This is a genomic window from Paenibacillus vulneris, from assembly GCF_039543185.1.
In the GTDB taxonomy this organism is placed as follows: Bacteria; Bacillota; Bacilli; order Paenibacillales; family NBRC-103111; genus Paenibacillus_S; species Paenibacillus_S vulneris.
In genome coordinates this window covers 96795-108689 of record NZ_BAABJG010000027.1, presented here as the reverse complement: position 1 = coordinate 108689, position 11895 = coordinate 96795, and the positions used below count along the sequence as shown (strand labels likewise).

Genomic DNA, 11895 nt, shown 5'->3' with positions numbered 1-11895 from the left:
CTGCCACCTATTTTAATGAACGGCATAAATTCGAACTCATTCAACCTTTTAATCTTGCCAGCATGGCCCACCGGCGTTCGAATCGCCGCCGGTATTTCGGAAGTCCGCGGTACAGCTCTACCGTCTCACGGTAAGCTCTGCGGGCTTCTTCCTTTTGCCCCAAACGCGCATACAGCTCGCCAAGGCGGTAATAAGCTTCGCACGACGAGGAATTCACCGAGCCGAATGTCTCCAAATAACGGATCGCTTTCCCCGGTTCCGTATCCGCCCAGGCTTCGGCCAGTCTCAGGTACGGCTCCCCGTACTTTACGCGCGGATTCAGCTCCAGCGCTTCCAGCAGCAGCTGCTCCCCCTCTTCCAAGGAGCCGAGCTTAAGCTTGCACACCCCAAGCTCCGCCCTGACATCAGCGGAATCTTCCATGACGGTACTAATCTGCTCCAACAGCTGGGACGCTTCCCTATATTGGCTGCGCTCCATGAGAAGGCGGGCCATATCCAGCTTGGAAGACGTTTGATGCGGATTCATGCTCAGCTCTTGCCGCAATCGGGCAAGTCTTCTTGCCCGCTGAATGGGCTTGAAAATGCTCGGCGTCAGCCCGATAAATCTTCGGTCCAATGCATATAAAATAATCAGCAGCACAATGAGTGCGATAAACGGATTCCCTGTCAGCCAGGTTAATGCGACAAATAACAGCAGCTTGCTCATTCCACCGTACCCTTCCTTTGTCTATTTTTCCCACCTATTGTAACATATTTTTCTAAAATGTTGACTTTCCGCCAGCGATTTGGATAGATTAACCTAATTTTGGTATATTCTACTTAACGATTGTGAACAATTTGCGCACGAGAAGGACTTTGCCTCCGTGTCAGCGAATGAACAAGGCAGACGATACTATTGAGATGGCTACGACGTAGCAGAATCCGGGGGGATTAGTTGCATGAATGAAATGCAAGCCAGTAAATGGAGCAAGACGAGAGCCATGGGGAAAGCCAAATATGTCATGTATTTTGGCGTTCTGTCCTGGGGGCTGCCCCTGGCGGCCTTGTTTACGCTCATGGAATGGTTAACTCAGGGAACGGTCAGCACTTCCTGGGTCTACATTCGAATTATTGTCATGGCTATTATCGGCTTCTTTATCGCGAATTTCCGCTGGGAAGCCCGGGAGAAAAAGCTCGAGATGTTTCATCAACCGAAAAAATCGCAGGCGAAGGCCAAGCTTTAACGGCTTAGGGTTTTAGAGCGGGAACTTTGTTCCGGCTCTTTTTTTGTTCCCATTTACATAAAAACAATATTTTAAAGTCACTTGACAAAAGTAAGTACATAATTTATTATACTTACATAACGTAAGATGTTTATTATTTCACATCCTACTTACTTATCAATCTACGCTTATTTTCAAGGAGGAATTATTCATGTCTACTGTTCTTTTTGTCAAAGCTAATGGTCGTCCTGCCGAGCAATCCGCTACGGTAAAGCTGTACGACGCTTTCCTCGCTTCTTATAAAGAAACTCATCCTCAAGATACGATTCAAGAGCTGGACTTGTTCGCTGAAGAGCTTCCTTACTACGATGTGGACACATTGACAGGCTTGTTCAAGCAAGGCAAAGGCTTTGAATTGACGGCTGTTGAAGAGCAAAAAGCAAGTAACGTTAACAAATACCTGGAGCAATTCATCGCTGCCGACAAAGTGGTATTTGCATTCCCATTGTGGAACTTCACCGTTCCTGCTCAATTGTTGACCTACTTCTTCTACATTCTTCAAGCAGGCAAAACTTTCGCTTATACAGCTAACGGTCCTCAAGGCTTGCAATCCGGCAAAAAGGTTGCTTTGCTGAACGCACGTGGCGGCGTATACTCCGAAGGTCCTATGGCTTCTCTGGAAATGTCCTTGAACTATGCTAAAACCATCATGGGCTTCATCGGCGTTCAGGATGTAACAACTGTTGTGGTGGAAGGCCATAACCAATTCCCTGACAAAGCGGAAGCTATTATTAGCGAAGGCGTGAAAAATGCGGCTCAAGCAGCTGCTGCATTCTAATCCTTGCCCTGCAGCCAAGACCCCCAATCCCTATAAGGGATTGGGGGCTTTCTTTTTATTGCAGACAGAAAAAGGTCCACAATCGCTCGGATTGCGGACCATCAAGTCGTTTATATTATAAAGGGGGTCGAGTTCTATTATATCCGCCCAACATTAAAGCCAGATGAATATCATATTACAATTTGATTACTGGACCGTCTCGGGATTCGGCGCTTTCTTTCTCATAATAAACAGCGCGAACAGCACCAGCACCTCCGTGTTTACAAAAGCTACACCGAAGCCGAACAATCCGAACATGCGGGAGAAGCCTTCGAACAGAGAGCTCCACCACATGCAGCTAGGCACCGTGATGGCCAGATTGACTGCAAGGGATATTAAAAATGAAACGAGCATTCTCTTCGTCTTCAGCATAATCAGGATGCCGATAAGAAGAGGAAAAACAAACGCAGCGCTTATTATTAGCCAATATATATTATCGTAAGACAACCTGCTCACTCCCGAAACCGATTCAATGAAGCTTTACTCCTTACTAAGGGTAACAAATCAACGTGGCGAAAACAACCGATTCTTCATTTTGTTTCAAAACTGTCATACTATCACTTGCCCGCCGCCATCGGTTATAATATAAATGAAATCAATTTATTGGAGGAGGTGCCTACTATGGCACAAAGTAAAGCAAAGAAAGCGCGCGCCCGAAGGGTACGTGAAGGCGGGTTGAATCCGGAGCTTCAAAGATTGCAATGGAACGGACTCGTACCGGTTGAACGAAAAACACCTACCTTGACTGAGAAGAAAGAAAGGCTTCATCGCAAGCACAAACAAAAATGGAACCGCACCCTGCAGAGCAGCGACGGTTCCATTTTTTATATTGGCGCCTGATCCCGGTTATGACGAAGGCAGCTGCTGTCTCTGGATTTCCTGTGTCTGAGCATTCAGCTCATATAAGAGGTTCCCTCCGCTGTCATATGCATATAGCTTGCTGTCCCAAGCATTCTCGCTTGCAGGATCCTTCAGGGAAAAGGAACGTATGACCATATAGAGATTGTCCCGCGGCTCCGTTACCTGTTCCAGCCCATCCGGCCATACAATGCGAAGCCGGACTACGTTCGGATCGTGAACCTGCCCCGCATAATAATAGTGATATCGCTTATCTAACGTCGACATCCCCATTCTGAAGCTGATCAGCGTATCCGGATTCAGCTTACTGCCGAAGCCTCCGCCTCTATGGACCCACAATAACCCGTACGAGCGTGACATGAACATTTGGTGAAACAATCCATGCTCTTCATCATACAGCAGCGCCGCGAAAATGCTGTCCTCGCTCTCTATCATCGTATGAATCTGAGCAGGCGGCATTTCCATGCTGAGCAGAGCCTCCGCAGCCACCCCTTCCGGAGTCCAGGGATCGTCCGAATAATGAAGCCTCAGCAGGAATAGCCCTGCAGCCAATATGATGAACCATCGCAGCACATGACCTCTATTCCGGTTAACAAACCGGGCTATCCTCATCTTACGTCCCCCCCGGTCAAAGGAATCATAAAGCTGAAGGATTCTCCATAAGCTTCGCTAAAGATTCGAACACTGTGAACTCCCTGCGGTACATCGCTGAATAAGTAATTCCCCTCGGAGCGAAATGCTGTGTTCGTGCTGCTGTATCCCCGCTGGGTCAGTGGAATCCCGCTGTCGGTTTCCGCCAGTACCCGATTCGGCAGCTTATTGGGATTTTTGCCCGTTCCGGTCATGTATACGGATAATTCCCCTTGACCGCCGTAGATAACGCCATTCACCCGCAGCTTTTTACCGAAATACAGCTGGGTCTCTGAACCGCCTTCGTAAAAGCTCCCCAGCCGCTTGGCTTCACGAATCTCTTTCTGGTAACTATTCATGCTAATATAAGGCCTTACGGCGAGCATCATAATTTGCAGCAACAGGGAAATGACCAGGATCCATTCCAACATACGCAGAGCCTTCCGCAACTGCTGTCCCCCCTTTGGCCGGTTATCCTCTACCTTTAGAGGACGCTTTTTTCCAGCAAAAGGTTGCCGGGAGGGATTGGATTACCGAAAAAAGAGCTTATGCCTTGACGAAGACTGTCTTGATAGAGGTGAAAAATTCAATAGCCGCCTGCCCTTGCTCTCTGGAATGCGAGCTGGACTGCTTCATCCCGCCGAACGGCGCCTGCAGCTCAACACCCGCCGACTCCGCATTAATACGAACCAAACCGGCATCCATCTCCCGGATAAACGATAGCATGGAGCCGATATCCCGGGTAAAGATCGAAGCGCTTAAGCCGAACCTCACATCGTTTGCCAACTCAATCGCTTCCTCCAGCGAGTCTGCTTTCATCAAAGCCAGCACGGGACCGAATATTTCTTCCTGTGCGATAGTCATGCCGCGGGTAACAGCTTCGAACACGGTGGGCTCGACGTAATAGCCGTCCTGCAGCTCTTCCGCTTGTGGCTGCTTACCGCCGCATAGCAGCACAGCCCCTTCTTGCTTCCCGCGTTCAATGTACCCCAATACCGTATCCAGCTGAGATTGGCTCGCGCAAGGCCCCATCCACGTATCCCCGTCCAATCCGCTGCCCACGCGAATGGCGCTGACTTTATCCAGCAGCTTCTTCTTGAACGGTTCGTACACGTCGGAATGGATGATCACCCGGCTCGTTGCCGTACATTTCTGTCCGGTCGAGCGCAAGCCGCCGCTGATCGTTGCCTCCACGGCCAAATCCAGATCGGCATCGGCCGCAACGATGACCGGGTTCTTCCCGCCCATCTCCAGCTGGTATTTGGCCCCGCGCTTAAGCGCGCCCAAGCCCACCTGCTTGCCGACTTGATCGGAGCCTGTGAAGGTAATGCCTTGAATGTCGGGATGGTCGATAATCCCCTGCCCGATCACCGTCCCCCTGCCTGTTACCATGTTGATGACTCCTGCCGGGAGGCCCGCCTCATGGAAGCACTCCATGACGAGAGCAGCCGTTACCGCCGTTTCCTGTGCAGGCTTGAATACGACGGTATTGCCGTAGACAAGGGCCGGCGCAATCTTCCATACCGGAATCGCCACCGGGAAGTTCCACGGTGTAATAACGCCGACTACGCCGAGAGGGGCACGGGTGGTGAACATCAATCCCTCGCTGTCCGTTGACGGGATGACATCCCCTACCTTGCGCATGCCTTCGCCTGCATAATATCGCAGAATAGCGACTCCGCGGGCTGTCTCCCCCTTTGCCTCCGGGAGTGTCTTGCCCATCTCGCGCGTCATCATTTCCGCGACCTCGTTCAACCGCCGCTCCAGCGCATTGGCTGCTTTGTACAAATAGTCTCCTCTGGCGGCCCCGGATAATCTTGCCCAAGAGCGGGACGCCTCTTTGGCCGCCGCTGCAGCCGCATCCAGGTCGGCCTGTACGGATTTTTGCACAAAGCCGACGATTTCACGCCGGTTCGCCGGGTTGATGCTTCCTTCCGTTTCCCCTGAAGCCGAGACAGTCCACTGACCCCCGATATAATCAAGATACGTGCGATTGCTGCTTCCAGTCATCGTTATTCATCCTCTCCTGGGTTTTTACCTCATTCGTAAGCGTACCGATCCCGCTAATCCCGATTTCAATGCGGTCGCCGTCCTGCAATGTGAACTCATTGGGAGGCACTATGCAGGTGCCGGTCAGCAGCACCGTTCCGTCGAAAATATCGTTGTCGCGGGTCAGAAACGACACCAGCTCTTCCAGTCTGCGCTTCAGCTGTCCGGTGCTGGCGGTTCCTTCCACCACCTTCTGCCCGTGGCGATAAATACGGCACACGATATCCAGCGCGTACGGATCGGCTACCGTATCCGCAAGCCGGATCGCAGGGCCGATCGAGCAGGACCTGCGCCACATCTTGGCCTGCGGCAGATAGAGCGGGTTCTCTCCCTCGATATCGCGGCAGCTCATGTCATTCCCGATCGTATACCCGATAATCCGTCCCGCTCTATCGATCACGAGCCCCAGCTCCGGCTCCGGAATTTGCCAAGCCGAATCGCTGCGCAGGCATAACGTGCCGCCAGGCCCCACGGTCCTAGCCGCCGTGGATTTAAAAAACAGCTCCGGCCGCTCCGCATCATACACCTTATCGTAGAAGGTGGACGCGTCCAGCTTGCCCCCTGTCGCTTCATAATTACGGGCCTGCCGGCTTCTCTCATAGGTAACTCCGGCAGCCCACACCTCCGGCGCTGTAATGGGAACGAGCAGCTCCTGCTCCTCCATGGAACTTCCGGAGGCCGTCCGGCCGGGAAGCTCCCGTTCCAGCCAAGCCGCTGCCGTTATTCCTTCCTTCTCGGCCGTTTGCACCAGTTCGAATAAGTCGCGGAATTCCAGCGGATACACGCTTCCTTCCTCTGTTACAGCTGCCATTACCGCCTTCCCTTGCTCCAAGTAGCGAATGATTCTCAAGATAGCCGCCTCCATTTGTTTTATAATATAAAACGACGTTCTGATAAAATTGCACTTGAGAACTACGTCCAGCGGCATTCTTGGCCATTGACGCAGATCCCGCGTTAAGCGGAAGCTTATGAGACCCATCAGGAAAGCTTACTTGCGGCTTTCCTGCACTTGCTAAAAGAGATTTTGCATGAGAATCCCGTCTACCTCATGACCATCCCGAAGCCCATTCGCCGGGAAATGCTCTCACCTGCCTTTTTCAATTCCGGTAGGAAGGCTTCCAGCTCGGCGTCGTTCACATTGGATACGAGCGTGGATATGCTTACTGCGGCGATAACCTGCCCGGAATGGTTACGTACCGGAACAGCTGCACATCGTACTCCAGGTTCGTTCTCCTGGTTATCGATGGCATACCCATTCTTCCTTACCTGCTCCAGCTCGCGGATGAACGCTGCCGGATCCGTTATCGTTCTTGGGGTGTGGACCGTGTACTCGTATCCCCGCAGAAGCTGCTCCTGCTCCTCCGCCGGCAGGAATGCCGCCAGGATCTTACCTACGGAGCTGCAATGCAAAGGAATCCGCCTGCCGATGCGTGAATACCGGATTACCGCTCTTGCGCCCTCGACCTTATCTATGTATACGCCCTCCCTGCCCTCGCGTATGACCAAATGAGCGGTTTGCCCTGTCAAGGAAGCCAGCTCCAGCAGTACGGTACGGGAAAGCGTACGGATATCCAGCTGCTGAAGCAGCAGATGGCCGCGTTCGAGCAGCTTCATACCGAGCCGATACTTGCCGTTCTCTTCGTTCTGCTCGATGTAGCGGTGCTCCTGAAGCGTTTTCAACAGGGAATGCACCGTACTCTTATGCAGATCCATTTTTCGGCTGATTTCGGTAATTTTCAGCTCACTATCCTGTTCATCGAACAAGTCGAGGATGCGCAGAGCTCTGTCTAATGACTGAATAATCGGCATTTGGTAACTCCTTCGCACGTAGTAGATCCTTAGGTTTGATATTATAAAATGCTGTTCTGGTTGTATACTTTCCACTATAATGCAGTTGTCATAAATTGACAACCACTCTTTAACAAGAATGAATAAACGTTTGGAAAGCTTCCCATTCTAGGGTGGGGTATGTTTTCCCGAAATCCATCAAAGGAGGTCCAAGTCCTATGAGCAGATCCAAGGCACGCCGCGAGAATGAAGCCAAAATCCGCAAGCAAACGCCCCATCCGCATGGGCATATTACTTCATTGGAAGAATACGCCGAGGAGTACGAGGCGGCGAAGCAATCCTCCAACAACGGGAACCAGCAATAACATCTAGCCTGGCCCGGCCCTTCCAAGCATCTTCCTCCCGGCTTCTTCATAAAATGGGAGTAAGAACGTGAAGAAGGGGATGATTCAATGGCACCTGCGCTGTGGATCGAGCTTTGTTCCTGGATTATCGTTTTGTTCGGTATTATCGGCGGCTTCTGCTATGCGATGTACCGGTTCATCAGCAACGATACGACCGAATATGATATGGAATTCCTATGGGATAACAAATTTCGGCTGAAGGATTTGGAACTCGATCGTAAAAAACGCAGGTAAGCCTACCGAGCAAGCCCCCGGCCCCCCCGGGGGCTTGCTTTTACCGTAAGCATTGCCACAGCTTAGGGACTTAAGCGCCCCACTTCTTCTTCAAAAAGCTTAGAGCAGCCGGAAGCTCACTATCCCAATCATGAACGGTACATTCCACGGACACTCCGCCCTGATAGCCCGCCGCTCTCAGCTGCTTCACGAATTCATCATACGGGTACTGACCGGTTCCGGGAGAACATCTCCCCGTATCCGCTACATGAATATGGGCCAGCCACTCCTTGTGCTCGGCGATCGTCTCCAAGGCTTCCTGCTCTTCATCCATGTGATAAAAGTCCGCCAGCACCCGAATCTGCGGCCGATGAACAGCTTTGGCCAATGCAGCCCCTTCGGCTACGCTGTTGATGATATTGGATTCCTTCCTGTTCAACGGCTCGATAGCCACTGTTAATCCGGTTCCTTCACATTCATCCGCTATCAGGGAGAGCAGCCTTACCAGCTGATCCTCCGCTCTCTCTCGCTCCCATCCCTCCGGTACATGCCGGGATCGGCCGCTGCCCAAAACCGCGATGGAAGAACCCGCCCGGCTCATCGTATCGACAGCCTGGGCCACGTAATTGCGGATTCTCCGCTCATCCGCTTCGGGACCCACCAGCTTCATATCCCGCGGAAAAAAGCTGTTCCAGGCTTTGACCGGAATAGCCAGGTTTGCATATTTCGGAAGCGCTTTCTTGACAGCCTCCGGTCCCTCCTTCATCAGCGGGGAAAGAGGACATTCCATGTAATCGTACCCGTGCTCCTTGACCTGCTCGGCACGCCCAATACCTGCACACCATCCAAATTCCGTCATAAGCGATTCCTCCTCCAATATGACTATCAGGGTCATTCGCTGCCAGAACTATAGAAGGACTTCTGCTTTTATTGTAATGGAAAACCAGCTTCGTTTCCGAACCTATCTTGTTGCTTCGCGTCATTTTCTACTTTTATTGCCGTACATTTTATGCCTATGCAGCTGAAATCAAGGAGTCCAAAAAATGTACAACTCTTGTTATACGACCGATCGAAGAACTGCAGCGTTTCGGTCCAGCCGCAGCTGCTGCCGCATTACCTTCACCCTGCCGATGACGGCCTTGCTGTCGTTGCCCCATTCAGCCGGTGTCAGGCATGAGGACGTTCCCATGCTTCCTTAAAGGACGGGGTATCCGGCTGCTTATTAACAGATAATTGCCGGATCTCCAGCTCGAACAGCGGCTTGCTGATCAAGAAGCCCTGAACATACTCGCACCCCCATTGACGGAGAAAGTCAAGCTGTTCCTGAGTCTCGACCCCTTCTGCCACAACCTCCATCCCCATTCTGTGGACCAGAATAATGATGGATTCCACAAGCGAATCTGTCACGGACTCCCGGGTGATATCCTTGATGAAGGATTTATCGATCTTCAAGGTTCGGATCGGAAGCTGTTTTAAGTAGCTTAATGAGGAGTACCCTGTACCGAAGTCATCCAAAGCAATGCTGACTCCATAATCCCGAAGCGTTTGCAGATTACCAATCGCGGATTGGAACGATTCCATCATGATGCTTTCCGTAATTTCCAGCTCCAAATATTTGGGAGCAAGCCGGGTTTCGAGCAGGATGTCGATGACCATTTGGGCAAAATCCGGCCTTTGAAGCTGAATGGCAGATATATTGACCGAAATGATCGAGTTCGGAAAATGATTTTTTTGTATGACCTTATTTCGCTCGCATGCCGTGCGAATCACCCATTCAGCGATAGGAATAATCGCTCCGCTTTGTTCCGCTACCGGAATAAAATCCATTGGCGATACCGTACCCATCTGGGGATGCACCCAGCGGATTAACGCCTCAAAGCCCCGGATACGGTTCGTACGAAGATCCTTCTGCGGCTGGAATTGCAGGATCAATTCATTATGGATAAGCGCCTTGCGGAGCGCCTCTTCCAGTCTTCCTCGTTTCAGGAGCGCTTCCCTCATTTCCATATTGTAGAAGCGGTAATGGTTTTTCCCCGCGGACTTCACGTTATACATAGCGGTATCGGCGTTTTTAATCAGCTCCTCCGCATTATCCCCATCACCGGGATACAGCGCTATTCCCAGACTCATCTTCGTATAAATCTGTTCGTTCCGTATAAATTGAGGATACTGGAATTCATCCTGTATCGTTTGAATGCGGGAGAGCAAATGATGCAGCTGATCAAAGCCCTCCAACAGCAATACGAACTCGTCCTCGCCTATTCTGGCCAGCGTATCCTTGGGAGATACAAGGCGCTGCAGCTGCTGCCCCACCCGGTTCAACAGCTCGTCGCCGAAAGCATAGCCCCGGGTATCGTTGATCAGCTTGAAATTATCCAGATCCGCTACGACGACCGCCAAGCGTGTGCCCTGCTCCTGCGATACGGTTATCGCCTGATTCAGCTTCTCCATTAACAGCCTGCGGTTAGGCAGCTCGGTTAGTGCATCGTACAGGGATAATTGCAGGATGCGCCGCTCAGAATTTCTAATTCTCGTGATGTCATAGCATGTCCCGGTGATCGATTTCACCTGTTGGTCCGCACCGAGCACCGGAGACAGCGTGGTCACATACAATCGCGTGCTGCCATCCTTGTGAGCCACTTCCTTCTCAAAGGTAACGGGACGTTTCCCGTAAACAGTGTCCGTAAGCAGCTCCTGCCAGCGGGCCAGATCGTCCCTGAACCCAAGGACGTCAAAGACCCACTGCTCCTTCAGCTCCTTGGCTTCGATCCCCAAATCATCCATAAACTTCTTGTTCGCCGATAACAAATTTCCGCGCAGATCGCAGCGGAAAATCAGATCATTGGAATGCTCGACAAGCGTACGATACTGCTCCTCGCTTTCGAGCAGCTTGCCCTCCGTCTCTTTCTTACGGATTTCGTGGGTGATGAAGTAACGAATGATGATCACTACGAGCGGGTACGTCATAATCATATAAATGGCAATATGCTGAATCAGGTACTGATCCAGCCCTTTAGGTAAAACAAGGAACCATATGGCGCTTTCGAGCGCGATGATGCCCCCGAACACAGCATAAGCCAGCGTAGGCTTTTTGAACCTGGGCTCATATCGATTCATCAGCACGCCAAGCACCATGGCCGTTACAATCCCGCCTACTCCGCTGATGATTCCGGCGCCGCCTAAATACGCCCTGTAGCCTCCTACGATGAGCATCGCGAGGATACCGGAGATACTGCCTCCGAAAGTCCCGGCCAATGCCACAAGGACCGTCCTGAAATCAACAATCACTCCATCGGCGATATATAGTGGATCGAGCATGACTGCAAGGCCCGTCATACCGAACCAAACGCCAAATATAGCGCTTACCCAACGTTTAGAAAGCTTAGAAATAAGAGGGTACAACCAATGGAACAAAAAGATAAACGTTAAAAGCACGGAAGCGTTGATAGCTATTTTCTCTAACGTTTCATATGTGTTCGACATCATCGCTCCCCCTCTTCTCTATTTATCGGTATCCCATGATTTATCCGCTCATTCTTTCATATCGCCTGGCCTGCTCCGCCATCACCATTCCGCCTTCACAGCAAAAAGCCTGCAGCAGCATCGAATACAGCTTTCTTGTCGAGTGAATGCCAAGCTTTTTCATAATATTGTCCAAATGGTTTTTGACCGTCTTCACGGAAATGGAGCAATGATCAGCTAATTCCTGATTAGAATATCCGTAGATCATCAAAAGAACCGCGATTTCACTTTCCCGGCGCGTTAAATGATTTCTCTCTGCGAATGAAAGCATCGTCTGCCTGACATAGTCCAAATATTTGCCTTCATATTTCGTTGATACGATTTCCAGCATGAATTACTTGACCCCCATTGT

At 51.1% G+C, this 11895-nt stretch carries 16 protein-coding genes; 5 read left to right on the top strand and 11 right to left on the bottom strand.

The window, feature by feature from the left end; translation table 11 throughout:
- Positions 1-40 precede the first annotated feature (40 nt).
- On the bottom strand, positions 41-706 hold the full coding sequence (locus ABEA66_RS23390; RefSeq protein WP_079908536.1) for a tetratricopeptide repeat protein: 666 nt from the start codon (positions 704-706) through the stop codon (positions 41-43).
- Positions 707-938: 232 nt separating this feature from the next.
- Between ABEA66_RS23390 and ABEA66_RS23385 the strand changes: the two genes are divergently transcribed.
- Both ABEA66_RS23385 and ABEA66_RS23380 read left to right on the top strand, forming a co-directional pair.
- Positions 939-1223: a hypothetical protein gene (locus ABEA66_RS23385; protein ID WP_079908535.1), complete on the top strand. Its 285-nt coding sequence runs from the start codon at positions 939-941 to the stop codon at positions 1221-1223.
- Positions 1224-1413: 190 nt separating this feature from the next.
- Entirely contained in the window at positions 1414-2040 is a 627-nt protein-coding gene (locus ABEA66_RS23380) for an FMN-dependent NADH-azoreductase (RefSeq protein WP_079908534.1), read from the top strand.
- Positions 2041-2226: 186 nt separating this feature from the next.
- On the opposite strand, the gene ABEA66_RS23375 is transcribed toward ABEA66_RS23380, so the two are convergent.
- The gene (locus tag ABEA66_RS23375; RefSeq protein WP_079908533.1) at positions 2227-2526 is read right to left on the bottom strand and encodes a hypothetical protein; all 300 of its coding nucleotides are present in this window, start codon (positions 2524-2526) and stop codon (positions 2227-2229) included.
- A 174-nt stretch (positions 2527-2700) separates the two neighbouring features.
- On the opposite strand from ABEA66_RS23375, the gene ABEA66_RS23370 reads away from it, so the two are divergent.
- Positions 2701-2919 (top strand): hypothetical protein, encoded by a 219-nt coding sequence (locus ABEA66_RS23370; protein ID WP_345591273.1) that lies wholly within the window; start codon positions 2701-2703, stop codon positions 2917-2919.
- Positions 2920-2925: 6 nt separating this feature from the next.
- Here ABEA66_RS23370 and ABEA66_RS23365 read toward each other — a convergent pair whose 3' ends face one another.
- The 5 genes from ABEA66_RS23365 to ABEA66_RS23345 form a co-directional block, all read right to left on the bottom strand.
- Positions 2926-3549, bottom strand: a complete 624-nt coding sequence (locus ABEA66_RS23365; RefSeq protein ID WP_345591271.1) for a hypothetical protein — start codon at positions 3547-3549, stop codon at positions 2926-2928.
- Positions 3546-3998 carry a hypothetical protein gene (locus ABEA66_RS23360; RefSeq protein ID WP_345591270.1) on the bottom strand — a complete coding sequence of 151 codons (453 nt, stop codon included), beginning with the start codon at positions 3996-3998 and terminating at the stop codon, positions 3546-3548. The genes ABEA66_RS23365 and ABEA66_RS23360 overlap by 4 nt, the downstream gene beginning before the upstream one ends.
- A gap of 115 nt (positions 3999-4113) precedes the next feature.
- Positions 4114-5577: an alpha-ketoglutaric semialdehyde dehydrogenase GucD gene (gene gucD / locus ABEA66_RS23355; protein ID WP_345591267.1), complete on the bottom strand. Its 1464-nt coding sequence runs from the start codon at positions 5575-5577 to the stop codon at positions 4114-4116.
- On the bottom strand, positions 5546-6466 hold the full coding sequence (locus ABEA66_RS23350; protein ID WP_345591265.1) for a fumarylacetoacetate hydrolase family protein: 921 nt from the start codon (positions 6464-6466) through the stop codon (positions 5546-5548). Before ABEA66_RS23350 ends, gucD begins: the two co-directional genes overlap by 32 nt.
- A gap of 191 nt (positions 6467-6657) precedes the next feature.
- Entirely contained in the window at positions 6658-7425 is a 768-nt protein-coding gene (locus tag ABEA66_RS23345; RefSeq protein ID WP_192701034.1) for an IclR family transcriptional regulator, read from the bottom strand.
- A 197-nt stretch (positions 7426-7622) separates the two neighbouring features.
- Here ABEA66_RS23345 and ABEA66_RS23340 point away from each other — a divergent pair, with 197 nt between their 5' ends.
- Together ABEA66_RS23340 and ABEA66_RS23335 are read left to right on the top strand one after the other, a co-directional pair.
- Positions 7623-7769 carry a DUF6254 family protein gene (locus ABEA66_RS23340; RefSeq protein WP_179135845.1) on the top strand — a complete coding sequence of 49 codons (147 nt, stop codon included), beginning with the start codon at positions 7623-7625 and terminating at the stop codon, positions 7767-7769.
- An 87-nt stretch (positions 7770-7856) separates the two neighbouring features.
- The gene (locus ABEA66_RS23335) at positions 7857-8042 is read left to right on the top strand and encodes a hypothetical protein (RefSeq protein WP_079908527.1); all 186 of its coding nucleotides are present in this window, start codon (positions 7857-7859) and stop codon (positions 8040-8042) included.
- A 70-nt stretch (positions 8043-8112) separates the two neighbouring features.
- Here the strand turns inward: ABEA66_RS23335 and ABEA66_RS23330 are convergent, their stop codons facing one another.
- From ABEA66_RS23330 to ABEA66_RS23315, 4 genes are all read right to left on the bottom strand, one after another.
- Positions 8113-8880, bottom strand: a complete 768-nt coding sequence (locus tag ABEA66_RS23330; protein WP_345591260.1) for a sugar phosphate isomerase/epimerase family protein — start codon at positions 8878-8880, stop codon at positions 8113-8115.
- A gap of 198 nt (positions 8881-9078) precedes the next feature.
- Complete coding sequence (locus tag ABEA66_RS23325) at positions 9079-9210, bottom strand: hypothetical protein (protein ID WP_345591258.1); 132 nt, start codon at positions 9208-9210, stop codon at positions 9079-9081.
- Positions 9189-11507, bottom strand: a complete 2319-nt coding sequence (locus tag ABEA66_RS23320) for an EAL domain-containing protein (protein ID WP_345591256.1) — start codon at positions 11505-11507, stop codon at positions 9189-9191. The genes ABEA66_RS23325 and ABEA66_RS23320 overlap by 22 nt, the downstream gene beginning before the upstream one ends.
- A 37-nt stretch (positions 11508-11544) precedes the next feature.
- Positions 11545-11874 carry a helix-turn-helix domain-containing protein gene (locus ABEA66_RS23315; RefSeq protein ID WP_079908524.1) on the bottom strand — a complete coding sequence of 110 codons (330 nt, stop codon included), beginning with the start codon at positions 11872-11874 and terminating at the stop codon, positions 11545-11547.
- Positions 11875-11895: the final 21 nt, after the last annotated feature.